Origin of the sequence: Quatrionicoccus australiensis (genome assembly GCF_020510425.1) — a bacterium.
In the GTDB taxonomy this organism is placed as follows: domain Bacteria; phylum Pseudomonadota; class Gammaproteobacteria; order Burkholderiales; family Rhodocyclaceae; genus Azonexus; species Azonexus australiensis_A.
In genome coordinates, this window is the sequence record NZ_JAHBAH010000001.1 from 1,817,130 (window position 1) to 1,841,430 (window position 24,301).

A 24,301-nucleotide genomic window follows, 5' to 3' on the forward strand; every position below is an offset into this window, starting at 1 on the left:
GCCACCACGGCATGAACGGCCAGCCGCCGCTCATGCCGTACAGCGGCTGCAGCAAGCGCCCGGGCACGTAAAAGCGCTGTAATATTCCCGGAAAAAGGGGAGACGCAGCATGCGCGAAATATTCAGAAAGCTTTACCAGAGCGGCGATTTCTGGGGCGGCCTGGCCGCCATGCTGGTTGCCCTGCCGGCCGCGATCGCCTTCGGCGTCACCATCTACTCGGCGATCGCGCCGATGCATGCCGCCCTCGGCGCCATGGCCGGCATCATCGGCGCCGCCGTGATCGGCCTGCTCGCCTCGATGCTGGGCGGCACCGACCGCCTGATCAGCGCCCCCTGCGCCCCGGCCGCCGCACTGCTCTCGGCCTTTGCCATCGAACTGGTGCACGATGGCGTGCCGGGCGGCAACATCATCCTGATGCTGCTTCTGCTCGGCATCCTGGCCGGACTCTTCCAGATCCTCTTCGGCTTTGTCGGCATCGGCCGCCTGATCAAATACATTCCCTACCCGGTGGTCAGCGGCTACCTGACCGGGGTCGGCCTGATCATCATCGGCAGCCAGCTCGGCAAACTGCTCAGCACGCCGGGCGAACTGCACTGGTACGAGGCGGCCAGCTCTCCCGAACTCTGGGACTGGCGCGCCCTCGCCATCGGTGCGGCAACCATCGTCGTCATGCTGGTCGCGCCGCTGCTGACCCGCCGTCTGCCCGGCACCATCCTCGGCATCGCCGCCGGCATCGCCTGCTATTTCCTGCTCGCCAGCCAGGATGACAGCCTGTTCAAACTGACCGGCAACGATCTCGTGATCGGCCCGCTCGGCGCCAGCAGCGCAGGCTATCTCAAGGAAATCACCGGGCGCTGGCACGAGATCGGCGACCTGCGCCTGTCCCAGGTTGCCGCCCTGCTCGGCAACGCACTGACGCTGGCCGTGCTGCTCTCGATCGACACACTGAAGACCTGCGTCGTGCTTGACCAGCTAACCCGCTCGCAGCATGAGCCGAACCGCGAACTGGTCGCCCAGGGCATCGCCAATGTCGCTTCCAGCGCCGTCGGTGGCATTCCCGGCGCCGGCACCATGGGCGCGACCCTGGTCAACCTGTCGAGCGGCGCCACGACGCGCGCCTCGGGGCTGATCGAAGGTATCTCGGCGCTCGTCTTCGCGCTGGTGCTGAGCAGTTTCATTGCCTGGATTCCGGTCGCCACCCTTGCCGGCATCCTGATCGTCGTCGGTGTCCGCATGATCGACCGCGACCCGCTGCGCTTCGTGCAGTCATCGGCCACCGTCTTCGACTTCGGCGTCGTCGTCACCGTCGTCATCGTCGCGCTCAGCATCGGCCTGATCGCCGCTTCCGGCGTCGGCGTCGCGCTCTCCATCCTGCTCTTCCTGCGCGAACAGATCGGCGGCTCGGTGATCCGTCACAAGTTCTACGTCAATCAGATGTCGTCGAACTGGCACCGCCCCGAAGCCGAAACCCGCATCCTCGAACAAAAGGGTGATCAGGCAGTGATTTTCGAACTGCAGGGCAGTCTTTTCTTCGGCACGACGCAGCAGCTCTACGCCCAGATCGATCCCGAACTGAAAGACCGGCGTTTCGTCATCCTCGACCTGAAACGCGTGCAATCGGTCGATGTCACGGCCGCCCACATGCTCTGTCAGGTGCGCGATGCGCTGGCCGAGCGCGGCGCCCAGCTGCTGCTCTCCAGCGTCCGCGAAAACCTGCCGAACAAACGCAACCTGCGCAAATTCCTCGAACAGACAGGCGTCACCGAAAACCCCGAAACCGTCCGCCTGTTCGCCGAACTGGACAACGCCATCGAATGGGTCGAAGACCGTCTGCTCGGCGAAAGCGAGCTCGCCGGACCGGAAGAGGAAACCCCGCTCGAATTGCACGAAATGGAGCTGTTCAAGGAGCGCAAGGACGAAACCCTGGCCGATCTCGAAGCCTGCCTGGTCAAGCGCTCCTTCAAGCCCGGCGAAGTCGTCTATTCCTGCGGCGAACCGGGTGATGCGATCTACCTCATCCGCCAGGGCACGGTGAAGATTTTTGCCCCGCTCGGCGGCGGACGAAACCGCCACATCGCCACCTTTGGCCGCGGCGACTTCTTTGGCGGACTCGCCTTCCTCGACGGCCTGCCGCACGACAACGAAGCCGTGGCAGCCACCCCGACTGAATTCTTCATCCTGTCGCAGGTGCAATTCATCCGTCTCACCGACGAGCACAAGAGGCTGGCGCTGACACTGCTCCAGTCACTCGCCCGCTCGCTGGCATTGCGCCTGCGCCACGCCGACAGCGAAATCGCGATCCTGCAGGAATACTGAACGCCACCCCGGCTACGGTGAACAACAAAAAGGCCAGTCGCATGACTGGCCTTTTGTCTGTCTGCCGACCATTGAAATCAGTTCGTCGACGCCGGTCGACCGGTCAACTGGCTGGCTTCCTTGAGTTTGCGCCGGGCTTCGCGCTGTTCGCCCTGGCGCAGTGCCAGATAGGTCAGCCAGCCGACGATCGCCATGCCAATGGTGAACACGCCGTAAGCCATCGGCCAGGGAACCCCCTGCGTCATCATCGAAAATTCGGACATGCCGCCGATGCCGGCGACGATGTTGATCGGCATGAAGACGATGGACAGCTTGGTCAGCTTCGACACGCGCTGATTCTGGTTGATGTTGATGAAACCGACGACGGCATCCATCAGGAAGTTGATCTTGCCGAACAGGAAGGAGGTGTGGCCATCGAGCGACTCGATGTCGCGCATGATCTGACGCGCATCTTCCTGCTGGGCAGCTTCGAGCAACTTGCCGCGCATCAGGAAGGAGACGGCACGGCGGGTATCCAGCACATTGCGCCGGATGCGTCCGTTCAAGTCTTCCTGGCGGGCGATTTCGGCCAGGATGGAACCGGCTTCCTCGTCGGGCAGATGCGTGGACAACACGTGCTTGGCGACCGACTCGAGCGAGGCGTAGACGTCTTCCAGCGCATCGGCGGAGTATTCGGCATCGGCCGCGTAGAGGTCGAGCAGCACGTCCTTGGCATCGGTCACGTAACCCGGCCGCGTGCGTGCCCGGTGGCGCTGCAGGCGGAAAACCGGCAGTTCTTCGGAACGCACCGAGAACAGGATGTCATCGTGCAGGATGAAGGCCACCGCGACGTTGCGCGACTCGTCGGCCATGTCGAGCAGGAAGTCGGAGTGCAGGTGGAGTTCGCCGTTGTCCTCGATGTAGAAACGGGCGCTCGCCTCAAGGTCGGTCAGGCTGGCCGGATCGGGCAGTTCGAGACCGAACTGCTGGCCGACCCACTCGCGCACGCGCGGCGTCGGTGCCACCAGGTCGACCCAGATCGGCTTGATGCTGGCGAAATCGGTCGAACGCTCGACGGTGATCTGCTTCAGACGCCCGCCCTGCAGGCTGAAGGCATTGACCATGATCTTGCGGCTCGGCCGGTGACCATCGCCGACCAGCGCTTCGCGCACTTCGTCCGAGAGCAATTCGAGAATGTCGTCCTGGTGTTCTTCGCCGACTTCCTTCCAGGCGGTCAGGCGATCCTCTTCGGAGAGCGCGGAAAGAATGAGGGCGACCGAGACAGTCGGCAGGCGGCCGAACAGCATGTGCAACTCGGCGATATGCTGCTTCTGCACCATGCCTTCGACGATGTCGTGGCGCGGCATTTCCTGGCGCCGCACCATGTCTTCGACGAGTCGATGCTTGCCCAGAAGGTTTTGCACCTCGGCCAGTTGATCCTTCAGTTCATCAACTTCATTCAGGGCGATATCGTCGTTCATGGCGACCCAATGCTGCGCTGCAAAACCGCGATTTTAGCACCGCAAAGGTGCCGCCAAGCTGACCATCAAGGAATTTCGGCACCCGGCATGCGGCCGAGAATGATCCCCGTTTTGCGCCCCAATCCGGGGGCGCCGCGGTTGCGATCGTAGTAGCGCGGATTGGGCACCATGCCGGCCAGACGGGCCGCCTGCTCCGGCCCGAGCTGGGCCGCGCCGATGTTGTAGTAATGCCGTGCCGCCGCCTCGGCCCCGAAAACGCCGTTGCCCCATTCGATCACGTTCAGATAGACCTCGAAAATCCGTTCCTTGCTCCACAGGTTTTCCAGCATCAGGGTGATGATGGCTTCCTCGGCCTTGCGGAAATAGGACTTGTTCGGCGTCAGGAACAGGTTCTTCGCCAGTTGCTGGCTGATCGTCGAGCCGCCGGCGACAAAACGCCCCTTCTTCTGGTTCTTTTCCATGGCTTTCTGAATACCATCCCAGTCGAAGCCTTCATGATCGACGAACTTGGCATCTTCGGCCGCGATGATGGCGCGTTTCAGATGCACCGAAATTCGCTCGTACGGCACCCATTGCTGCTTCAACTGGGCATCCGGCTTTTTTTCCCTTAGCTCGGCGAGGCGGATCTCCATGAACCGCGTTGTGCCCGGATTCACCCAGCCCCACAGCAGCACCCAGCACAGCAGCCAGAGCTGCCACAGGGTGAACAGGCCGAGAATGCCGAGCAGGCCGTATTTCAGCCAGCGGCCCAGGGTTTTCATGCAGCCAGCCCGGCGCGCAGTTCGGCGAGAACGCTGGCCGTTTCCGGCCGCACGCCGCGCCAGACGAAAAAGGCTTCGGCCGCCTGCTCGGCCAGCATGCCGAGACCATCCGCCAGACGCACGGCGCCCTGTTCACGCGCCAATGCCAGGAAAGGCGTTTCGCCCTTGCCGTACATCATGTCGTAAGCCAGGCTGCCCGGCGCGAAGATACCGGCCGGCAAGGGCAGGCTGGCACCGGCCAGACTGGCCGACGTCGCGTTGATTACCAGATCGAAGGACTTGCCCGCCGTTTCGCCAAAACTACCGGCGTCGACCACGGCCAGATCGGCAAAAGCCGCCGCCAGCGCCAGTGCCTTGTCGGCGCTGCGGTTGGCGATGCACAGGCTGGCCGGCCGCCCGGCCAGCAGCGGCGCAATGACGCCGCGCGCCGCACCGCCGGCGCCGAGCAGCAGGATGCGCTTGCCGGCGAGCGAACAGCCGAGATTGTGCGTGATGTCGCGAACCAGTCCGGCGCCATCGGTGTTGTCACCGAAGATTTCGCCACCGGCAAACTGCAGCGTATTGACCGCCCCCGCCCGCGCCGCCCGCTCGCTAAGCCGGGTGCTCAGGCGAAAGGCTTCTTCCTTGAAGGGCACCGTGACATTGGCCCCCTTGCCGCCGGCCGCGACAAAATCGAAAATTGCCTTTGCAAAGGCGTCGACCGGTGCGAGCCGGGCTTCGTAGCGCAAATCCTGCACCGTCAGCGCGGCAAAGGCAGTGTGGATGGCCGGCGATTTGGAATGGGCAATCGGATTGCCGAAGACAGCATAGAGATCAGGCATCAGCGGTAACTAACAAGGTTGATTGACTGGATGACCGCAGCAGGACGCGCCCGGCGGCCGGCGCTCACTTGGCGGAGAGCTGATCGCCCTGGGCAAAATACCAGGTGCGGGTGATTTCGAGAACATCGGTATCGCGCCGGATATCCGGCGGGAACGGCGAATAGGGCGAAGCCATCTGGACGATGCGGCGCGCCGCGTCATCGAGCAGCTTGTGACCGGAAGAACGGTTGATATCGACGCGTGAAACATGGCCATCGGCGGTGATGATCACGGTCAGCACCAGCGTGCCGTACAACTTGCCGCGCGCCGCATCCGGATAGTTCAGCGTGCCGATGCGCTCGATCTTCTGCCGCCAGTCCTCGATGTACTGGGCAAAACGGTACTCCTCGGCGCGAGCACCGATGAACTTCTTGCGCGGCCGCTTGTTGTACTCATCGACCGACTTGTTGATTTCGCCCTCCAGGCGGGCCATCGCGCGCGCCGACTCGGCGAGATCGAGACCGCTCAGGCTGGGCACCGGCGTCGGCTGCTCGCTGCTCGTCTGGCCGGTCGCCACCTTGTGCAGGCTGCGTGCCTGGACCAGCATCTTCTGCTGTGCCGCTTCCAGCTCCTGCACGCGGCGCTGCATCTGCTGGATATCGTTGCCGACCACTTGCTGCTGCGTCGGCGGCAGCGGCGTCTTGGCGCGCCGGTTTTCATCGGTATTGCCGCCGCCGTCGAGATTGCTCTGCGCCAGCGCCTGCGCATCGTGCGGCTTCTTCGCCGATTTGGCATTGACCAGGATGATATCGAGCGCCTTTTCGCGCATTGCGCTGGCGGCATCCGGAAACTGGAACTGCACGGCCAGCACGGCGGCGTGCAGGAAAACGGACACGCCGATGCCGAGCGCCAACGGCGACACATCCGAAAACACGGAGGTCACACGTTGCCGCAGGCTGGCGTTGCGCGCTTTCACGGCGCCTCGTCCTCCACCGCCTCTTCGGCAGCCGTCGTATCACCCAGCAAACTGGCGAAACGGCAGCTCACTTCCGGTGCCAGCAGGTCGATGCTTTCCACGGCCAAACGCACGCGCTGGCCGGGCGGCAAATCGCCGGGCAGGGACGGCACGCGCAACAGCAGCGGCAGATGGTCGAGCTTGACGCTCTGCTCGCGGCGGACGGTGGCGTCGATTTCCGTGATGTCGTGCTGCTGCAGCCAGCGCAGGCACCAGTAACGCTCCATCTGACGCTGAAAATCGGCGTAGGCGGCATAAGTCAGCTCGAAATCGCGCATGGCACCGAACAATTCGGCCGATTTCTGGGCAAAAGCCGGGGTTTCGCCCTTCAAACAGGCGATCAGCTGCCATTGATTGACCAGATCGCAGTAGCGGCGCAGCGGCGAAGTCATCCAGGCGTATTGCGGCACACCCAGACCTTCGTGCGGCAGCGGCGAGGTCGTCATGCGCACCTTGCCCTGCGTCTGGGCACGATACAGGCAGGCGACGTTCTTCTCGGCGAGCAGGCCGCCCCAGGTCGAGTTGGCGACGATCATCAGTTCGGCAACCAGCTTGTCGAGCGGGCTGCCACGCTTCCTTTCGGAAATGCCGACGGTACACGCGTCCGGATCGGCCAGATCGCCGACGATCTCGAAGTTGTAGTCGTTGATGCCCTGCATCGCCGACGGCTTGCCGCGGCGACCTTCACAGGCATTGGCGAAATGCCAGAGATGCACCAGTTCGTCCTTGAACGGCGCATCGGGCAGCGGGCCGTTGATGGTTTCGGCGTTGAACCAGGGCTCGATTTCGTGATGGCGCAGATTGGCGGCGATGTGCACCATCTCCAGCCGCGATTCGTGCGAAACGATCTCCAGCGAGTCGTTGACCGTCAGGTAGAGCGACACCGCCGGGCAATCGACACCACCGGCCAGCGTGTAGTTCTGGACCACGGCATCGGGCAGCATGGTGATCTTGTTGCCCGGCATGTAAACCGTGGACAGGCGGGCACGCGCCACACCATCGAGCGGCGAACCGTGTTCGATGGCCAGGCCGGGCGCGGCGATGTGGATGCCGATGCGTGAGCCGATGCCGGGCAATTTGACGACGGAAAGCGCGTCGTCGATTTCCGTGGTGTTGGCATCGTCGATCGAGAAGGCGCGCACGTCGGCGCGCGGCAGGTCGCGCGGCAATTTCGGCGCATCGAGCGCCGGGAAATTGACGCCCTTGGGGAACTGCTCGTGCAGGAAGCGGCGGTAGTGCAGGAAGTAGGCCGACTTGATCGCGCCGCACTTGAACAGCATCTGCGCCGCCGACAGACCGAGTTCGGCGCAGGCCGTCTCGAAAGCCTTGGTTTCCGGCTTGTTGCGGTCCGGCGCGTAGAGCAGCGCATCGGTGAGCGCACCGATCGCCGCCGGCAGCCGGAATTCCTTCAGTTCTGCGATCCAGCTTTCAACCGTGAGCGCTTGCTGACGCTTTTTTTCAAGACTGGCCAGAGCAGCTGCGAGAATGTCGGCAGGCGCCTTGCGGAAGCGGCCCTTGCCTTTGCGATGGAAATAGACGGGCGCGGCGTGCACGGCAAGCAGCACCGCCGTCGCTTCGACCGGGTTGGGCTCGTGTCCGTAGTAATCACGGGCAAAATCAAGAAACGAAAATTCGCCATCGTTGACACACTCCCAGAGGAAATCCGGTTCGATCTCTTCGGCCAGCGGCGCAGCCTGCTCCAGCAGGGCCGCCGGCGAGGGCTTCTCGAACCGCAGCAACACGGTTGCCGCCTTGATCTTGCTGCGCTTGCCCGTCGGCAACTCGACCTGCAACGAGCTGTCGTTGTCGGCCATCACATTGCCGGCCTTGAAGCCGCCATCTTCTTCGAACAATACATTCATCGGCGGATTATAACCCAGCGTATTCAATGATTTGCGGCACGAAATCAGGAAACTTCGTGAAGCCGTGGTCGCCATCCGGCAAGACCGTTTGCCGGCAAGCGGCGTAAAAGGACTGCGCCAGCCGGTAATCGAGCACCTCGTCGCCCTCTTCCAGCAGCACCCAGTAGCGCGCCGGCGTTGGCCGGCCGACCTGCGCCTTCAGTTGTGCCGCATGGTTTTCCGTGAAAACGAAGGGTTCACCGCTGTGGAAGTTGGCATGCTCGCCGACGAATTTGCCCAGATCCAGGCGGTCGACCGTTGCCGGGTTGATCAGCACGGCATTCAAGCCGTATTTCTCCGCCAGATGATTGGCGTAATGCCCGCCCAACGACGAGCCAACCAGCGTCAACGGGCCATCGGCGGCTTCGATCAGCGCCGAAACGGCAGCCATCGCTTCATCCGGCACCGGCGACAGTTGCGGGCAGGCAAAGTGTTCCGCCAGCCCGCGCCGCGCCATCTCCGCTTCGAGCAGGCGCGACTTCCACGAGGCCGGCGAAGAACAAAAACCGTGCAGATAGATGATGCCGGGCGATTTCAATGTGCCGACCACTCGACCCAGCCGAACTGGGCGGTCAACAGCACGACAATGCCGAAAACGATGCGATACCAGGCGAACACCGTGAAATCGTGGCTGGAGATGTAACGCAGCAGCCAGCGCACGCAGAGGAAGGCCGAAACGAAGGCGGAAATGAAGCCGACCACCCACATGCCGAGATCGTCGGCATTGAGCAGGGCGCGCTCCTTGTACAGCTGATAGGCCGTCGCCACACTCAGGGTCGGGATCGCGAGGAAAAAGGAAAACTCGGTCGCCGCCTGGCGCGACAGCCCGAACAGCAGGCCGCCGATGATTGTCGCGCCCGAGCGCGAGGTGCCGGGAATCAGCGCCACCGCCTGCGCCAGCCCCATCTTCAGCGCATCGAGCAGGCTCATTTCGTCTACCGTCTGGACCCGGATTTTATGCTCGCGCTTTTCCGCCCAGAGAATCACGAAGGCGCCCAGGATGAAGGTCGTCGCCACCGCATACGGGTTGAACAGATTGGCCTTGATCGCCTTGCCGAAGGCTAGCCCGAGCACGGCGAGCGGCAGGAAGGCAACAAACAGGTTGAGGATGAATTTCTGTGCCGCAGCTTCGTTCAAGGCGCCGCGCGCCACCGTGAGCAGACGCGCCCGGTATTCCCAGACCACCGCCAGGATGGCACCGGACTGGATGACAATTTCGAACAACTTGCCGCGATCGTCGTTGAAATCGAGCAGATCGCCGGCCAGGATCAGGTGCCCGGTCGAGGAAATCGGCAGAAATTCGGTCAGCCCCTCGACAATGCCGAGGATCAGGGCTTTCAGGAGAAGAATCGCGTCCATGGGATGCAGCCAGTGTTGGGAGGCCGCATTCTACTATTCCGGACGGGTTGCCGCCTCCAGATTCGCCAGCCAGTGCAGTGCCTGCTCACGCGATTCGCCGCACATTTCCACCGACGGCTGCAAGCCGCCGCAACAGGCCGGCCGCTCCGGTCGACCGAAAATCAGGCAACGAAAATCCGCATCCAGATGCCGGCACGGCACGCCAGCCGGCTTGTCCAGCGAAGAAATCGACGGCGCAATGCAGCAGGCACCGCAGCTGGGGCGGCAATCGAGTACGGGAGATTCGCGGACTTGGGGCACGCGGGTATTGTCGCAGAAAGGGGGAGGCATGCTATCGGCCAGGAGCGGCTGTTTAAGATTTGCCTCCATTACAGCCATTCGTCCAAGCGTTATTGCTTTTCGCATAAAAAACATCCGCTGGTCCGTACTATCATCCCACATGCGGGTAGTCTGCTAGAGACTACTCATAATGAATCAAGCGGTTACTTTGAATTGGTATGGTTTTCGATTATCAATATGAGAACTTAAATAAAAATGGCATATGCATTCGATCTGCGACAAGTGTGTGGAGGCTATGCATATTTCAGTACCTTCACGCTTGGTAGGCCATCAACCGATGATCGATTCGAAATCCGTGAGCCATCTCTCGCGCAGATAGATGGTTTCTCAAAGGCATTGAAAGAGCTTGGCCAAACAGCTCGTTTCATCGATACACTTGAGGCTTATCGAGTCTGGATTTATGTTCACGGATGGGCATTAGTTGAGCCCGCATTCGCGAGAACTTACATGCCTCAGTGGCTTAAGCAGCATAGGTGCATCCATTCAGCACAGGGATCATATACGGACATCGAAATTGCTTCTCCCGGTGCTCTAAAGCGCTCATATCGAGGTCAAGCCAAGAAAGAGATTCATGCTCGAGATGGCGGACATTGCTTGGTTTGCGGAGCCGAAGAAAAGTTGACGCTTCGACGTCCCCCCGGAATTGAGTAGCGCCTGACTTTAGAGTCCAATTCACCACGACAAGGAGATTGGACATGAAGAAGCGATTCACCGAAGAACAGATCATTGGCTTCCTGCGGGAAGCAGAAGCAGGAATGCCGATAGCGGAGTTGTGCCGCAAGCACGCCTTCTCAGAGGCAAGCTACTACCTCTGGCGCAGCAAGTTTGGCGGAATGAGCGTGTCGGACGCTAAGCGGCTCAAGGAGCTCGAAACGGAAAACACGCGCTTGAAGAAGCTGTTGGCCGAAACGATGCTGGAAAACGAGATCGCTAAGGAAGCTCTGCGAAAAAAGTGGTGAGCGCACCGTCACGACGTGATCTGGTGCGCTACCTGATCGACGAGGGGCTCAGCGAGCGAAAGTCATTGCGGTTCGTTGGCATGAGTCCGAGTTCATTCCGTTACCAGCCGGCGGCGGATCGCAATGCTGCTTTGAAGGAGCAGATCGTCACGCTCGCCCAACGTCATCGGCGCTACGGTGCCGGGATGATCTACTTGAAGCTGCGGCAGGCCGGCCTGGTGGTGAATCACAAGCGGGTGGATCGGCTCTACGCCGAGGCCGGTCTGCAAGTGAGAAGGCGAAAGCGGAAGAAGATTCCGGTGTCGGATCGTCACCCACTAGAGCGCCCTTCGGCCGCCAATCAGGTCTGGTCAATGGATTTCGTGTTCGACCGGACGGCGGAAGGGCGAGTCATCAAAAGCCTGACCGTTGTCGACGATGCGACGCATGAAGCGGTCGCGATTGTTCCGGAACGCGCAATCGGCGGCATGCAACTCACCCGAACGCTCGATCAGTTGGCCAAGACGCGAGGCTTGCCCAAGGCCATTCGGACGGATAACGGCAAGGAGTTCTGTAGTCGGGCCATGCTGACCTGGGCGCATGCCCGTGGCGTCCAACTCTTTCTCATTGAGCCAGGCAAGCCGAATCAGAACGCCTATATCGAATCGTTCAATGGGCGTTTCCGGGATGAATGCCTGAATGAGCACTGGTTCACCAGCCTGCGCCATGCCCAGGTCGTCATCGAAGGCTGGCGCCGCGAGTACAACGAGGAGCGACCGAAAAAATCCCTGGGCGGTTTGACGCCCGCAGCCTATGCAAAATCACTCACCCAGAAATCAGGTAAATTACCCCCGGACTCTAAAGCCCTCTGCTACTGAAAACGGGGGGACGTCGGCTTCAGCATGTATCGCCCTACTCAACCGGCGGAGAGACTAGCAGCAGGAATATGGTCACACTATGCGAGCCTTGCAATCAAAGCTTCGGAGATGAATTGAGTCCCGAGTTGTATCATTTGGCCGGTCTGCACTACGGATATGAACCATCGCTTGTGAAGTTACCACCGGACAGAAAGGCCGCTCTACATCGTGCCGGATACCTTTCCCATAACCTTATGCATACACGGTGCGATCTGTGGTGAAGACTCATATTCGACCTAATTCTACGGTCACACGGACATCGCGCGAAACACCGCTTGAGGCTGCTTACCTTAACGTTGGACAAGACCATGAAAACCAACCACAGCGAACAATCGGTAGTCGCTAGTGCCGCTGATCGATTCTTTAGAGCCTATGAGGCACATTGCGTTGCACCGGATGTTGATACGCTTTTTAATTTGCTGAATGCGCTTCATAGCCTTAACGACAAGCTCAAGAAGACATGTAACGCCGACCTCTTCGATCTCAAGGAGTTTGTTGCGTTGAAGGCGCTGAGAAATCTGTTCCATCATGAAGAAGAACTTCGCAGCGAAATCAGAGTGGTTGCTTCGCGGGATTTACCACCAATATTGACGGACCTATTATTTTTGTGCCTTGTACCTAGCGGACTTGTAGAGAAATCGATTAGAGGCATCGAGAAAAAGCGAAAAACGCAAGATGAACCTTTGGTTAGGAATGCTCTGAAATGGTACGGAAACGTTGTCAATATCAACCCGTGCATTTTCAATTGTGCGGTTCATGTGTTCCAGAAGATTCGCAGTATCGGAATCGAACTTCATTCTGACGCTTACATAGATTTTCGGGAAAGCTATGAATTTGAGGAAAACGAAGGTCACGACCACTTCATAACAGGTGATATCGCATGTCACGCGGGAAGCGTAGAACATGTACTTCAAACTGTATTCGCCGATGTTGTCTAGCCCATCATTCCAGCGAACTACCTTTGACGGCCACTGAACTCAAGCGTTTTCCTGAGCGTCTGCTTTGAAAACTCGGCTACGGCAGCACTCCGCCCGCCCACCGGTCAACTGCCCCAAAAACCTGATTTTCCCACCTTACTCATGCCGTAAGGCCTCGATCGGATCAAGCCGTGCCGCCCGGCGGGCCGGGACGTAGCCGAAGATCACGCCGATGGCTGCCGAGAAGCCGAAAGCGGTCAGGTTGATCGCCGGGTTGAACAGGAAGGGCATGTGCATCAGCGTGGACAGTCCGAGGCAGGCGACGAAGGCGAGGGCGATGCCGACCAGGCCGCCGAAGGCGGAGAGGACGACGGCTTCGATCAGGAATTGCCAGAGCACCTCGTTTTCCAGCGCGCCGATGGCGAGCCGGATGCCGATTTCGCGGGTGCGTTCGGTGACCGAGACCAGCATGATGTTCATGATGCCGATGCCGCCGACCAGCAGGCTGACCGCGGCGACCGCGCCGAGCAGCGCGGTCATCGTGCCGATGGTGCCGGAGAGCGTTTCGGCGATCTGCTTGGTGTCCATCACGTTGAAATTGTCATCGGCGTTTTCGGCCAGCTTGCGGCGTTCGCGCAGCAGGCTGCGCAGCTGGGCAATGGCGACCGTCGAATTGGTGCCGTCCTTGAGCGAGACCATGACGTTGCCGATGTCGAGCGTGCCGGTCAGCCGGCGTTGCGCGGTGCGCAACGGCATCAGCACGGTGTCGTCCTGATCCTGCCCCATGCCGCCCTGGCCCTTGGCGACGAGCAGACCGATCACCTCGCAGTCGAAGGTCTTGACGCGAATGCTGCTGCCGACCGGATTGCCGGCGCCGAACAGCTCCTTCCTGACCGTATTGCCGATCACGCAGACTGCCTTGCCGGCGCGTTCCTCGTCCTCGTTGAACTGGCGCCCGGCGGCGATTTTCCAGTTGCCGGAGATGAAATAGTCGTTGCTTGTGCCGTTCACCGTCGACGACCAGTTCTGCGTGCCGGCGACCAGCGTCACGGCGCTGCCGACCACGGGCGCGACGGCCTTGAGGCCATTGACCTGCTGCTGGATGGCCTCGACGTCGGCGATCTTGAATTTGGGCGCGCCGGCGCTGTCGCGGCCCGGACCGAGGCGCTGGCCGGGCATGACCATGAGCAGGTTGCTGCCGAGACTGGAAATCTGGTCGGAAACCATCTTGGTCGCGCCGTTGCCCAGCGTCACCATGGTGATCACCGCACCGACGCCGATCACGATACCGAGCACGGTCAGGAAGGAGCGCAGCAGGTTGCGGCGGATCTCGCGCAGGGCGAGCAGGAGTGCGTTCAGGAGCATGTGGCCTCCGCTGCGCTGTCGCTGTCCACCAGCCCATCGACGAAATGCACGATACGCCGCGCGTACTGCGCCATGTCCGGTTCGTGGGTGACCATGATGATGGTGATGCCTTGTTCGCTGTTCAGCCGTCCGAGCAACTCCATGATCTCGTGGCTGCGCTTGCTGTCGAGATTACCGGTCGGCTCGTCGGCAAGCAGCACGAGCGGATTGGTGACGATGGCGCGGGCGATGGCGACGCGCTGTTGCTGGCCGCCGGACAACTCGGCCGGGGTATGCGTTTCCCAGCCGTCGAGGCCGACCTTGGCGAGCGCGGCGCGCGCGGCGGCGTGGCGCACTTCGGCCGGTTCGCCGCGGTAGAGCAGCGGCAGTTCGACGTTTTCCTGCGCCGAGGTGCGCGCCAGCAGGTTGAAGCCCTGAAAGACGAAGCCCAGGCATTGGCGGCGCAACAGGGCGCGCTGGTTGCGGTCGAGCTGTTCGACGTGGATGCCGCGGAACAGGTATTCGCCGGAAGTCGGCGTATCGAGGCAGCCGAGCAGGTTCATCGCCGTCGACTTGCCGGAGCCGGACGGCCCCATGACGGCGACGAACTCGCCTGGGGCTATCTTCAGGTCCACGCCGCCCAGCGCCTGAAACGCCGTCTGGCCGGTGCCGTAGGTCTTGGTGATGGCGCGCAGTTCGATCAGCGGTGCACTCACGCAACCTCTCCCGGCGCGGCAAAAACCGGCATTTCCAGCGGTCGACCGGTAAAAAAGGGCGAAATCACTTCTTCATCTCCTGATAATCGGTGATCACCGCCATGCCGGCTTTCAACTCGCCACCAAGCACCTCGGTCTGGCGGCCGTTGCTGACGCCGGTCTTGATCGCCACTGCCTGCGGGCCGTTTTCGCCCGGTACCCAGACCTGCGCCTCGCCGCCGCTGGGCGCGGCCGGCTTCGACTTGGCCGGGCTGGGCGGCGGGCCGGGCAGCATGCGCGACAGGAAGCTGCGCTCCGGCATCTGGGCACCGCCGACGCCGGGCGGCGTGAAGCGCAGCGCCGCGTTGGGCACGAGCAGCGCGTTTTCGCGCTCGGCGGTGACGATGCTGGCGGTCGCCGTCATGCCCGGACGCAGTACCAGATCGTCGTTATTGACCTGCAAAATGGTCTTGTAGGTGACGACGTTGTCGGTCGTCGTCGAGCCGAGGCCGACGCGCTTGATCAACGCCGGAAACTTGCGGCCGGGCCAGGCCGAGACGGTAAACGTCGCTTTTTGCCCGTTTTTCACGTTGCCGACATCGGCCTCGTCGACCTTGACCTGCAATTCCATCTTGGACAGATCCTCGGCCAGCACGAACAGCACCGGCGTCGTCATCGCCGCCGCCACGGTCTGGCCGGGCTCGACCTTGCGGGTCAGCACGACGCCATCGACCGGCGAACGGATGGTCGCCTTGCCGAGATTGGTTTCGTCGGTTTTCAGGGTTGCCCGCGCCTGCACGACATCGGCCCGGGCGCTCGCCTCGCTGGCGATGGAACGGGCCAGCGTTGCTTCAGCGGTATCGAGTTCGCTCCTGGCCGGCACCTTGCCGCCGGAAAGTTCGGCGACGCGCTGCATGCGGCTGAGCGAAGCCCGGCTTTCGGCGACCGTCGCCTGCGCCAGCGCAACGCCGGCCTCGGCCGCGGCCAGTGCCGCCTGCGACTTGGCAACCGAATCGCTCAACTTGGCGGTATCGAGCTGGGCCAGCAACTGGCCTTTCCTGACCACGTCGTTTTCGAGCACCAGCACGCTGGCCAGCGTGCCCGAGAGTTCGGAGCCGACGTCGACCGACTTGGTCGGTTGCAGCGTGCCGCTCGCCGAGGCGGTGACCAGCAGCTTGCCGCTGACCGCCTCTTCGCTGACAAACTGGCCGGTCGGCGCCTTGCTGCCGCCGGCCAGCAGCAAGCCGGCCACGATGGCGACGAACAGGCCGGCCGCCGGCAGGCCCCAGCGTTTGAGACGGTTGCCGCCACTTTTCGGCAGGGCGTTGCGGAGCAGCGCGTTGAGCGCTTCGGTGGAATTGTCGGTCGGGGTCATGCTTTGCCTTCGCCGGCCGCGGGCTGTTGCCAGCCGCCGCCCAGCGCCTTGTAGAGAGTGATCAGACTGGTCAGCACCGTTGTTTCGGCGCTCGCCAGGTTGTCTTCGGCCGTCAGCCGGGTGCGTTCGGTTTCCAGCACCTTCTGGAAGTCGGCGAGGCCGGATTCGTACTGGCTGCGCGCCAGCAGTGCGGCGTTTTGGGCCGCCTCCGCCGCGGCGCGCCGGGCGCTCACCCGCTCGCGGGCCTGCGCGTAGGCATAGAGGCTGTTCTCGATTTCCTCGAGCGCGGTCAACACCGCGGATTCGTAGGAAATCAGCGCCTGCTCCTGCACCGCGTTCTGGATTTCGACCTGGGCGCGCAGTCGACCGCCGTCGAACAGCGTCGCCGCCAGCGAACCGGCCAGCGAGCGCGCCAGGGTGCCGCTGCCGCCCAGCGCCGACAGGCCGTAAGCCTGCCAGCCGAAGCTGCCGGACAGCGTCAGGCTGGGGAAGCGCGCCGCGATTTTTTGCCCGACGCGCGCCGTTTCGGCGGCCAGCGTGCGCTCGGCAGCGACCAGATCCGGGCGCTGGCGCAGCACATCGGCCGGGATGCCGGCCGCGACACTGTCCGGCGCCAGCGGCAAGGGTTTCGTCGCGGCCAGTTCGGCCTGCAGCGCGCCGGGTTGCCGGCCGAGCAGAATGGCCAGCCGGTTTTCGGCGGCGACCAGACCGTTCTGCAGATCGGGAATGCTCGCCCGCGTCTGCTCGCGCGTCGTGCGCGCCTGCTCGACGTCGAGACTGCTCGCCAGCCCGCCCTCGTTGCGCCATTGCGTGATCTGCAGGGTTTCCGCCTGACTGGCCAGATTGGCGCGGGCAATCGCCAGACGCTGCTGGTAGCCGCGCAGTTCGACGTAGTTGCGTGCCACCTCGGCGACCAGCGACACGCGCGTGTTGTCGAGACTGGCCTGGCTGGCCGCGAGATCGGCATTCGCCGCCTCGATGCCGCGCCGCGTGCCGCCGAACAGATCAAGCTCCCAACTGGCGTCGAAACCGGCCTGATACAGCGTGTTGACCGTCGCGTTCGGCGCAATCTCGCTGGCGCTCTTGCTGCGCGAAGCGCCGCCCGAGGCGCCGACGCTGGGCGCCAGCCCGGCTACCGCCTGACTGCGGCTGGCGCGCGCCTGCCGCAATCGGGCCTGCGCGGCGCGCAGATCGAGGCTGGATTGCAATGCGGCTTCGATCAGGCCGTCCAGTTGCGGGTCGTTCAGTTGCCGCCACCAGGTCGCCGGATCGACGGCCGGGGCGGCCATGGCGGCCGGTTCGGCGCGCAGCCAGCTTTGCGGCAGGCGCAGTTCAGGCAGGCGGTAATCCGGCCCGACCAGTGGCTGCAGTAGCGAACAACCGCCGAGCAGAAGGGAGAGGCTGGCGGCCAGCAGGGTTTGTCGGTATTTCATGATTCAGTCAGACGAGGTCGAAGGCGTATTTTCCGGATGCAGGCGCGCTGCCGGACGGATACGGATGTAAATCCGGGTAAAGACGCCGGCATCTCATTTGCGCCGCAACTCGCCAAGCTCGCCCAGCCAGCGCTCGGCATCGCGCTCCAGCCACTCGCCGGCAAGCGCATCGCGGCGCAGGATGGCATCGAGAAAGGCGACGCTGACGCGCTGCACGGCGACCGCATGCCGCGGATTGTCCGGTACAGCCTGCCGGCTCATGCCGGCACTTCCCGGCCGCTCACCCGCACCACCGCCCATCCCGCCGCCGGGACCGCCGCGCCCGCTGCCCATGCCGCCGCCCATGCCGCCATCGGGACCACCCTGAGCGCCGCCGGGCGGCATGCCGCCCCCCGGACCGCCTCTCGAGCGGCCGCCGGCATCGGCCTGACGCGGCTCGGCGACGTCATCCAGCCCACCGCCGCGCCGGGTATCGCCCGACAAGGCGCGGTGCGAACCACCGGCGAGCAGCAACAGGTATTTGTCGCCAGCCGGCATGTAGGTATAGGGCGCCGTGCGCACACTCAGCGCCGTCACGACGCCGAAGCTGTCGCTGTCTTCGCTTGCCGTCGCGAGCAGCACCGGCAGGCGAACATCGCTGAAACGCCGCGCCAGACCCGCGCCGGCACTGGCATAGGGACTGATCACGATGGCCGCGCGCGGCGCCTGCGGCAATGCCGGCAGAACCACGCCGGGCATTTTTTCGCCGGCCAGCGCCTGCACCGTCTGGGCGCCAAGATCGTAGCCGGCAAATACCAGCTGCGCCGTATCGATGCGGTCATACGGCGCTTCCCGCCGGTCGACCCGCTTTTTGAGCTCAATAAGCACGCAGCCGACCGCGCGCAGGCGTTCGTTGAGCGCCGCCGTTGCGTAGTTCTCGCGCGCCAGCGCCGTGTAATCGGCGTCCTTGGCATAGCGTCCGGGCATCTGCGCAAAACGCGGCAGTTGCAGGGCGAGCACGGCGTAACCCGCTTCGGCCCAGGCACTGCGCCACTGTTTGCCGGCGTCGGCCGGCTCGCCCAGACCGGGCAGATAGACGATCAGCGGATGCGTGCCGCTGCCGCGCGGCAGCAGCAGACTGACCGGGACAGGCGCGGGCGCGGCGGGATCACCGCTCGGCCAATGCTCGCTGAAGCTGTCGAAGCCATGCCGGACTTCAGGCTGGTAGGCGCGCTCGGCGTAGCGATGCACAGCTGCATCTTCAGCCGGCGGCGCCCGGCGTGGTGCGGTGCAGGCACCGAGCAGCAGGCTCATGACGAGCAGCAGCAGGATTGCAACATGCTCCTGCGGCCGGCCGAAGCCGGGCATCAGCGGAGCGTAGGAGTAGGACCAGGAAGCGAGCATGGCGGCTTTCTTGAATGCGGCCAGGACGAAGGCAAATCAGGCGCCGACCAACGGTCGACCGGCCGGAAAGGGCAAAAATCAGGGCTGCCCAGGCAGCCCCTGATGCTGGCGGCAGCGCACGGCTGCCGTCTGTGTCTCAGCGCACCGGCGGCGGATTGCGCCCTTCGCCAACCGGACTGCGCGGCGCATCCGGCAGGGTTTTGGCTTCGGCCAGCTGCTTGCGCTGCTCCGGGGTCAGGACGTCGGCGATCTGGCGATCCACCTTGACCCGGGCCAGCGCCGCTTCGGCGGCCGCCTTGCCGATCGCCTCGCTCAGCGCACGCGCCTTCGCTTCGCTGTAATCAGGCGCGGCGGCCAGCTTGCGCAATTCTTCATTGGCCTTCTGCTCGGCCTTGGCCCGCTCGCGCATGACCGGGGCCTGCGCATGCATGATCTCGAACACCTTGTCGCGCTGCACCTCGCTCAAATTAACGCCGCGCAAAGCATGCATCGGCGACTCCGAACCGCCCTGCGCCATCCGTTCCATGCCGCCGGCGCGCTTGCCATGCGCGCCACGACTCTCCATGCCGGCACAGTCACCCTGCGGCCCGGGCGCTGCCGAGACCGTCAGCGGCACGGCCAGCGCCAGCGCGGCAGCAGCGAGAAAACGTTTCAAAGTGGGGGAGCTGATCTTGTTCATGTCCTGTTCCTTTCGAGGGATAAGCAAGCCGGCAAAAGCGGCGTTGCGACAGGACGAATACTCTTATCAACACGGGTTAATGGCGGTTAACAGGCTGTAAATGAACGTAAATGCGGTAAGCAAACATTTCACGGACGTAAAAATGGCGACTGATTCAGTCGCCTTTTTGCTGCTTTTTCGCAGTTGACCGGGTCAGACCTTGCTATAAACCTCAGCACCAGCCTTCACGAACTCCACCGACTTCACTTCCATCCCCTTTTCCAGCGCTGCTGCTTCATCCAGCCCTTGCTGCGCCGCGAATTCGCGCACTTCCTGCGTGATCTTCATCGAGCAGAAGTGCGGGCCGCACATGGAGCAGAAGTGGGCGACCTTGGCCGATTCCTTGGGCAGGGTTTCGTCGTGGAATTCACGCGCCTTGTCCGGATCGAGGCCGAGGTTGAACTGGTCGTCCCAGCGGAACTCGAAGCGCGCCTTGGACAGCGCGTTGTCGCGGATCTGCGCACCGGGGTGGCCCTTGGCGAGGTCGGCGGCGTGGGCGGCGAGCTTGTAGGTGATGATGCCGGTCTTGACGTCGTCCTTGTCGGGCAGGCCGAGGTGTTCCTTGGGCGTCACATAGCAGAGCATGGCCGTGCCGTACCAGCCGATCATCGCGGCGCCGATGCCGCTGGTGATGTGGTCGTAGCCCGGCGCGATGTCGGTGGTCAGCGGGCCGAGGGTGTAGAACGGGGCTTCGTCGCAGTATTCGAGCTGCAGATCCATGTTCTCCTTGATCATGTGCATGGGCACATGGCCGGGGCCTTCGATCATGACTTGCACGTCGTGCTTCCAGGCGATCTGCGTCAGTTCGCCCAGGGTCTTGAGTTCGCCAAGCTGGGCTTCGTCGTTGGCGTCGTAGATCGAGCCGGGGCGCAGACCATCGCCGAGGCTGAAGGCGACGTCGTAGGCCTTCATGATTTCGCAGATTTCCTCGAAGTGCGTGTAGAGGAAGCTTTCCTTGTGGTGGGCGAGACACCACTTGGCCATGATCGAGCCGCCGCGGCTGACGATGCCGGTCATGCGGTTGGCGGTCAACGGCACGTAACGCAGCAAAACGCCGGCGTGGATGGTGAAGTAGTCGACGCCCTGTTCGGCCTGTTCGATCAGCGTGTCGCGGAAGATTTCCCAGGTCAGGTCTTCGGCTTTGCCGTTGACCTTTTCCAGCGCCTGATAGATCGGCACGGTACCGATCGCGACCGGGCTGTTGCGGATGATCCATTCACGCGTTTCGTGGATGTTCTTGCCGGTGGACAGATCCATCACCGTGTCGCCGCCCCAGCGGATCGACCAGGTCATTTTCTCGACTTCTTCCTGAATGCTGGAGCCGAGCGCCGAGTTGCCGATGTTGGCGTTGATCTTGGTCAGGAAATTGCGACCGATGATCATCGGCTCGCTTTCCGGGTGGTTGATGTTGTTGGGGATGATGGCGCGGCCGCGGGCGATTTCGCTGCGCACGAATTCCGGCGTGATTTCTTCCGGGATGCTGGCGCCGAAGTTCTGGCCGGGGTGCTGGCGACCGAGCAGGGCAGCCATTTTTTCGCCCATTTTGCCGGTCGACCGCAGCGACTCCATGTAGGCGCGGCGATTGTTGTTTTCACGGATGGCGACGTACTCCATCTCGGGGGTGATGATGCCCTGGCGGGCGTAGTGCATCTGCGAGACGTTCTTGCCGGCCTTGGCGCGCAGCGGCTTCCTGTGCAAACCGGGGAAGCGCAGTTCGTCGAGCGACTTGTCGTCGGCCCGCTTCTGGCCGAATTCGGAGCTCAGGCCGGGCAGTTCCTCGACGTCGCCGCGCTCGGCGATCCAGGCGGCGCGCAGTGCGGGCAGGCCGGAGCGGATGTCGATCTTGGCCGCCGGGTCGGAGTACGGACCGGAACAGTCGTAAACGTAGATCGGCGGGTTCTTTTCGCCACCGAAGGCGGTCGGCGTGTCGTCCTGCGAGATTTCGCGCATCGGGACGCGGATGTCGGGGCGGCTGCCCTCGATATAGACCTTGCGCGAATTCGGCAGCGGCTGGACGGCGGCCGCGTCCACATGGGCGTTGGCGGCGAGAAATTGTTCGGTGGCGTTCATGGTTCTTCCTTGCGTGGGTGCAACGGGGTAAGACGGGCAAGGAGCGATCAGGTTCCGCGAGTGCGAAATTCGTTTCCCTACGACGGCATGACCCGGTCAGGTTCGAAGGGTTTTTCTCAGCCCTGAGCTTGCCGGGCACCCCTAACGAGTGGGTCGCAAGTTACTGGAAACACAGGCAAAATGCAAGGAACGCCATTCTGCGCTCAAGATTTCTCGAATCTGGTCGAAATAACCTTACCAAGCGCCAGAATTCAAACGAAAAAGATCAAAGGGGTTTCAGATGCGTCTTCTCACCATTGCCGCCGTCCTGCTCTGCCTGCCGTTTACGGCCGGCGCAGCGCCGACCTGGCAGACCATTTCCTCCGAGCCGGGCAAGAAGATCGAGCTCGACCGCACCAGCATCAAGCGCGAAGACGGCGACAAGGTGCAGGCACTGGCCCGCGTCATCCTCGACAAGGAACTGATCGACCAGAAGACCGGCAACAGCTATCGCTTCATCGAGGCCACCACCCGCTACGACTGTGCCGGACGCAATGCCAGCACGCTCCGACGCGTCCTCAAGAAGGGCGAGGGCGACATTGTCCGTGAAGAAAGCCTGAAGAGCCCCGACCTGCCGGTGCGCAGCGGCACGCTCGACGACAAGGTGCTGCGCGAAGTCTGCCGGCCGCAAAAGGAAAGCGCCGCCGAACTCGCCCAGAAGGCCAACGAAGCCGCCGGCCAGCTGAAACAGGCCAATGAAGCGCTGCTCCAGAAGGAACTGGCCAAGACGGAAAAGCCCGCTGCCGCGATCAAGGCAGCCGATCAAGGCCAAGCCGCGGAAGCAACCAAGGTGTCGGAAAGCAGTCCGATTCCGTCGATCCGGCCGAATCTGAAGGCCGCCGCCGAGGCCGCCAAGGAAGCCCCTGCCAAGCAGGCTGCCCCCGCCCCGGCCGCTCATGCAGCTCCCGCTGCCCATGCTGCTCCCGCCGCTCATGCAGCACCGGCCGCTCATGCTGCGCCGGCACCTGTCGCGCCCAAAGCAGCGATGGTGGTTGTGCACAGCGCGGCCGCAGCCCCCAAGGCGAAAAAGGCGGCGAAGCAGGAAGGCTACATGCTGGAAATCGCGCACAGCGAACCGGCGGTGCAGCACGCCCATATCCACTGGGATTACGAAGGCGCCGGCGGCCCGGAAAACTGGTCCAAGCTCGACCCAAAAAATACCACCTGCGCGATCGGCCAGCGCCAGTCGCCGATCGACATCAGGGACGGCATCAAGGTCGACCTCGAACCGATCAAGTTCAACTATCGCCCGTCGACCTTCCGCATCGTCGACAACGGCCATACCGTGCAGGTTGCCGTCGCCGACAGTTCAATCTCGCTGACCGGCAAGACCTATGAACTGGTGCAATTCCACTTCCACCGTCCGTCGGAAGAAAAGATCAATGGCCAGCGTTTCGACATGGTCGTGCATCTGGTGCACAAGTCCGACGAAGGCCAGCTTGCGGTCGTCGCCGTGCTGCTCGAGCGGGGCAATGAAAACCCCTTCATCCAGACCCTGTGGAACAACATGCCGCTGGAAAAGAACGCCGAGGTGCAGCCGCCCGATCTGGCCATCGACCCGGCCACGCTGCTCCCGTCGAGCCGCAGCTACTACACCTACATGGGCTCGCTGACCACGCCGCCCTGCTCGGAAGGCGTACTGTGGCTGGTCATGAAGCAGCCGGTGCAGGTTTCGGCCGAGCAGATCAACATCTTCAGCCGGCTCTACAAGAACAACGCTCGCCCGATCCAGCCGGCGGCCAGTCGCCTGATCAAGGAAGGTCGTTGACCTGAAACAAACGGCGGTGGTAACTTAATGACCGATCAGTCATTAAGTTACCCATGTCCGTTACCGCACCCCGTAAACGCCGCAAGGAAGCCCGTCCCGCCGAACTGACGGCCGCTGCCCTTGAGCTTTTTGTCGAAAAAGGCTTCGCCGCCACCCGCCTGGAAGATGTCGCTGCCCGCGCAGGGGTTTCCAAGGGCACGCTCTACCTCTACTTCGACAGCAAGGAAGCGCTGTTCAAGGCGGTGATCCAGGAAGGCATCATTCCAGTGATGCTGGAGAACGAGGAAATCGCCGCCCGCCACACCGGCTGTAGTTTCGCATTGATGGAAAAACTGCTCGCCAACTGGTGGAGCAAAATCGGACAAACAGATTTCGCCGGCATCCCAAAGTTGATGGTGGCCGAAGCGCGCAACTTCCCGGAAGTTGCCCAGTATTACTACGAAAACGTGATCCGCCGCGGGCGGGCGCTGGTCGGCGCAGCGCTGGAACGCGGCATGGCAAGTGGCGAATTCCGCGAGATGGATGTCGAAACGACCATCGACGTGATCATTGCCCCCCTCCTGATGCTGCTGATCTGGCGTTTTTCGCTGTCTTGCTGCCAGAGCGCCGAAAGCGACCCGCAACTGTATCTGCAGATTCATATCGACCTGCTGCGGCAGGGCCTGCGCAGGCTAGCCCCGGAGACTCAGGTATAATTTTGCTTTGTCGGAATCACTATATTAGCTTGTGCTAATATTAAGCCTGCGGAGAAC

At 62.7% G+C, this 24,301-nt stretch carries 21 protein-coding genes and 1 riboswitch; of the genes, 6 read left to right on the forward strand and 15 right to left on the reverse strand.

What is annotated here, in order from left to right:
* The first annotated feature begins 109 nt into the window (after window positions 1-109).
* Window positions 110-2,317, forward strand: coding sequence for a SulP family inorganic anion transporter (locus KIG99_RS08700; protein ID WP_226459805.1), 2,208 nt, complete (start codon window positions 110-112; stop codon window positions 2,315-2,317).
* 77 nt (window positions 2,318-2,394) lie between these two features.
* Here KIG99_RS08700 and KIG99_RS08705 read toward each other — a convergent pair whose 3' ends face one another.
* The 8 genes from KIG99_RS08705 to KIG99_RS08740 all read right to left on the reverse strand — a co-directional run bounded on the left by KIG99_RS08705 (window position 2,395) and on the right by KIG99_RS08740 (window position 9,943).
* Entirely contained in the window at window positions 2,395-3,777 is a 1,383-nt protein-coding gene (locus tag KIG99_RS08705; protein ID WP_226459806.1) for a magnesium and cobalt transport protein CorA, read from the reverse strand.
* A 65-nt stretch (window positions 3,778-3,842) separates the two neighbouring features.
* Window positions 3,843-4,538, reverse strand: a complete 696-nt coding sequence (mtgA, locus tag KIG99_RS08710) for a monofunctional biosynthetic peptidoglycan transglycosylase (protein WP_226459807.1) — start codon at window positions 4,536-4,538, stop codon at window positions 3,843-3,845.
* Window positions 4,535-5,359, reverse strand: a complete 825-nt coding sequence (aroE, locus tag KIG99_RS08715) for a shikimate dehydrogenase (protein ID WP_226459808.1) — start codon at window positions 5,357-5,359, stop codon at window positions 4,535-4,537. Before aroE ends, mtgA begins: the two co-directional genes overlap by 4 nt.
* A gap of 64 nt (window positions 5,360-5,423) precedes the next feature.
* The gene (locus KIG99_RS08720) at window positions 5,424-6,314 is read right to left on the reverse strand and encodes an energy transducer TonB (RefSeq protein WP_226459809.1); all 891 of its coding nucleotides are present in this window, start codon (window positions 6,312-6,314) and stop codon (window positions 5,424-5,426) included.
* Window positions 6,311-8,215, reverse strand: a complete 1,905-nt coding sequence (locus KIG99_RS08725; RefSeq protein ID WP_226459810.1) for a ribonuclease catalytic domain-containing protein — start codon at window positions 8,213-8,215, stop codon at window positions 6,311-6,313. The genes KIG99_RS08720 and KIG99_RS08725 overlap by 4 nt, the downstream gene beginning before the upstream one ends.
* Before the next feature lie 7 nt (window positions 8,216-8,222).
* Window positions 8,223-8,792, reverse strand: coding sequence for a YqiA/YcfP family alpha/beta fold hydrolase (locus KIG99_RS08730; protein WP_226459811.1), 570 nt, complete (start codon window positions 8,790-8,792; stop codon window positions 8,223-8,225).
* Window positions 8,789-9,613 (reverse strand): undecaprenyl-diphosphate phosphatase, encoded by an 825-nt coding sequence (locus KIG99_RS08735; RefSeq protein ID WP_226441523.1) that lies wholly within the window; start codon window positions 9,611-9,613, stop codon window positions 8,789-8,791. The genes KIG99_RS08730 and KIG99_RS08735 overlap by 4 nt, the downstream gene beginning before the upstream one ends.
* 33 nt (window positions 9,614-9,646) lie before the next feature.
* Window positions 9,647-9,943 (reverse strand): YkgJ family cysteine cluster protein, encoded by a 297-nt coding sequence (locus tag KIG99_RS08740; protein ID WP_226459812.1) that lies wholly within the window; start codon window positions 9,941-9,943, stop codon window positions 9,647-9,649.
* Window positions 9,944-10,647: 704 nt separating this feature from the next.
* Between KIG99_RS08740 and KIG99_RS08745 the strand changes: the two genes are divergently transcribed.
* The 3 genes from KIG99_RS08745 to KIG99_RS08755 all read left to right on the forward strand — a co-directional run bounded on the left by KIG99_RS08745 (window position 10,648) and on the right by KIG99_RS08755 (window position 12,745).
* Window positions 10,648-11,768 (forward strand): IS3 family transposase gene (locus KIG99_RS08745; protein ID WP_226458267.1). Its coding sequence is split into 2 segments (ribosomal slippage): window positions 10,648-10,900 and window positions 10,900-11,768, totalling 1,122 coding nucleotides; the frame shifts between segments, so codons are not numbered across the junction.
* The gene (locus tag KIG99_RS20870; RefSeq protein ID WP_226461804.1) at window positions 11,765-12,028 is read left to right on the forward strand and encodes an HNH endonuclease; all 264 of its coding nucleotides are present in this window, start codon (window positions 11,765-11,767) and stop codon (window positions 12,026-12,028) included. Before KIG99_RS08745 ends, KIG99_RS20870 begins: the two co-directional genes overlap by 4 nt.
* A gap of 87 nt (window positions 12,029-12,115) precedes the next feature.
* Window positions 12,116-12,745: a hypothetical protein gene (locus tag KIG99_RS08755; RefSeq protein ID WP_226459813.1), complete on the forward strand. Its 630-nt coding sequence runs from the start codon at window positions 12,116-12,118 to the stop codon at window positions 12,743-12,745.
* Window positions 12,746-12,880: 135 nt separating this feature from the next.
* Here the strand turns inward: KIG99_RS08755 and KIG99_RS08760 are convergent, their stop codons facing one another.
* The 7 genes from KIG99_RS08760 to thiC all read right to left on the reverse strand — a co-directional run bounded on the left by KIG99_RS08760 (window position 12,881) and on the right by thiC (window position 21,742).
* A complete protein-coding gene (locus KIG99_RS08760; RefSeq protein WP_226459814.1) occupies window positions 12,881-14,089 on the reverse strand; it encodes an ABC transporter permease in 1,209 nt (402 codons plus the stop codon).
* On the reverse strand, window positions 14,080-14,784 hold the full coding sequence (locus KIG99_RS08765; protein WP_226459815.1) for an ABC transporter ATP-binding protein: 705 nt from the start codon (window positions 14,782-14,784) through the stop codon (window positions 14,080-14,082). Before KIG99_RS08765 ends, KIG99_RS08760 begins: the two co-directional genes overlap by 10 nt.
* Before the next feature lie 64 nt (window positions 14,785-14,848).
* Window positions 14,849-16,138, reverse strand: coding sequence for an efflux RND transporter periplasmic adaptor subunit (locus KIG99_RS08770; RefSeq protein ID WP_226459816.1), 1,290 nt, complete (start codon window positions 16,136-16,138; stop codon window positions 14,849-14,851).
* Window positions 16,135-17,571: an efflux transporter outer membrane subunit gene (locus KIG99_RS08775; protein ID WP_226459817.1), complete on the reverse strand. Its 1,437-nt coding sequence runs from the start codon at window positions 17,569-17,571 to the stop codon at window positions 16,135-16,137. The genes KIG99_RS08770 and KIG99_RS08775 overlap by 4 nt, the downstream gene beginning before the upstream one ends.
* Window positions 17,572-17,664: 93 nt before the next feature.
* A complete protein-coding gene (locus KIG99_RS08780; protein ID WP_226459818.1) occupies window positions 17,665-18,954 on the reverse strand; it encodes an alpha/beta hydrolase family protein in 1,290 nt (429 codons plus the stop codon).
* A gap of 136 nt (window positions 18,955-19,090) precedes the next feature.
* Entirely contained in the window at window positions 19,091-19,633 is a 543-nt protein-coding gene (locus KIG99_RS08785) for a Spy/CpxP family protein refolding chaperone (RefSeq protein WP_226459819.1), read from the reverse strand.
* A 192-nt stretch (window positions 19,634-19,825) separates the two neighbouring features.
* Window positions 19,826-21,742, reverse strand: a complete 1,917-nt coding sequence (thiC, locus tag KIG99_RS08790) for a phosphomethylpyrimidine synthase ThiC (protein ID WP_226459820.1) — start codon at window positions 21,740-21,742, stop codon at window positions 19,826-19,828.
* 57 nt (window positions 21,743-21,799) lie between these two features.
* A riboswitch (TPP riboswitch) is annotated at window positions 21,800-21,895 on the reverse strand.
* 127 nt (window positions 21,896-22,022) lie between these two features.
* Here thiC and KIG99_RS08795 point away from each other — a divergent pair.
* Together KIG99_RS08795 and KIG99_RS08800 are read left to right on the forward strand one after the other, a co-directional pair.
* Window positions 22,023-23,549, forward strand: a complete 1,527-nt coding sequence (locus KIG99_RS08795; RefSeq protein WP_226459821.1) for a carbonic anhydrase — start codon at window positions 22,023-22,025, stop codon at window positions 23,547-23,549.
* 53 nt (window positions 23,550-23,602) lie between these two features.
* Window positions 23,603-24,244 carry a TetR/AcrR family transcriptional regulator gene (locus tag KIG99_RS08800; RefSeq protein WP_226459822.1) on the forward strand — a complete coding sequence of 214 codons (642 nt, stop codon included), beginning with the start codon at window positions 23,603-23,605 and terminating at the stop codon, window positions 24,242-24,244.
* Window positions 24,245-24,301 lie beyond the last annotated feature (57 nt).

Excerpts from the sequence above, each read along its gene's own strand:
- KIG99_RS08700 (WP_226459805.1), top strand. The coding sequence starts at position 110 with ATGCGCGAAATATTCAGAAAGCTTTACCAGAGCGGCGATTTCTGGGGC.
- KIG99_RS08705 (WP_226459806.1), bottom strand. The coding sequence starts at position 3,777 with ATGAACGACGATATCGCCCTGAATGAAGTTGATGAACTGAAGGATCAA.
- mtgA (WP_226459807.1), bottom strand. The coding sequence starts at position 4,538 with ATGAAAACCCTGGGCCGCTGGCTGAAATACGGCCTGCTCGGCATTCTC.
- aroE (WP_226459808.1), bottom strand. The coding sequence starts at position 5,359 with ATGCCTGATCTCTATGCTGTCTTCGGCAATCCGATTGCCCATTCCAAA.
- KIG99_RS08725 (WP_226459810.1), bottom strand. The coding sequence starts at position 8,215 with ATGAATGTATTGTTCGAAGAAGATGGCGGCTTCAAGGCCGGCAATGTG.
- KIG99_RS08735 (WP_226441523.1), bottom strand. The coding sequence starts at position 9,613 with ATGGACGCGATTCTTCTCCTGAAAGCCCTGATCCTCGGCATTGTCGAG.
- KIG99_RS08740 (WP_226459812.1), bottom strand. The coding sequence starts at position 9,943 with ATGCCTCCCCCTTTCTGCGACAATACCCGCGTGCCCCAAGTCCGCGAA.
- KIG99_RS08755 (WP_226459813.1), top strand. The coding sequence starts at position 12,116 with ATGAAAACCAACCACAGCGAACAATCGGTAGTCGCTAGTGCCGCTGAT.
- KIG99_RS08760 (WP_226459814.1), bottom strand. The coding sequence starts at position 14,089 with ATGCTCCTGAACGCACTCCTGCTCGCCCTGCGCGAGATCCGCCGCAAC.
- KIG99_RS08770 (WP_226459816.1), bottom strand. The coding sequence starts at position 16,138 with ATGACCCCGACCGACAATTCCACCGAAGCGCTCAACGCGCTGCTCCGC.
- KIG99_RS08775 (WP_226459817.1), bottom strand. The coding sequence starts at position 17,571 with ATGAAATACCGACAAACCCTGCTGGCCGCCAGCCTCTCCCTTCTGCTC.
- KIG99_RS08780 (WP_226459818.1), bottom strand. The coding sequence starts at position 18,954 with ATGCTCGCTTCCTGGTCCTACTCCTACGCTCCGCTGATGCCCGGCTTC.
- KIG99_RS08785 (WP_226459819.1), bottom strand. The coding sequence starts at position 19,633 with ATGAACAAGATCAGCTCCCCCACTTTGAAACGTTTTCTCGCTGCTGCC.
- thiC (WP_226459820.1), bottom strand. The coding sequence starts at position 21,742 with ATGAACGCCACCGAACAATTTCTCGCCGCCAACGCCCATGTGGACGCG.
- KIG99_RS08795 (WP_226459821.1), top strand. The coding sequence starts at position 22,023 with ATGCGTCTTCTCACCATTGCCGCCGTCCTGCTCTGCCTGCCGTTTACG.
- KIG99_RS08800 (WP_226459822.1), top strand. The coding sequence starts at position 23,603 with ATGTCCGTTACCGCACCCCGTAAACGCCGCAAGGAAGCCCGTCCCGCC.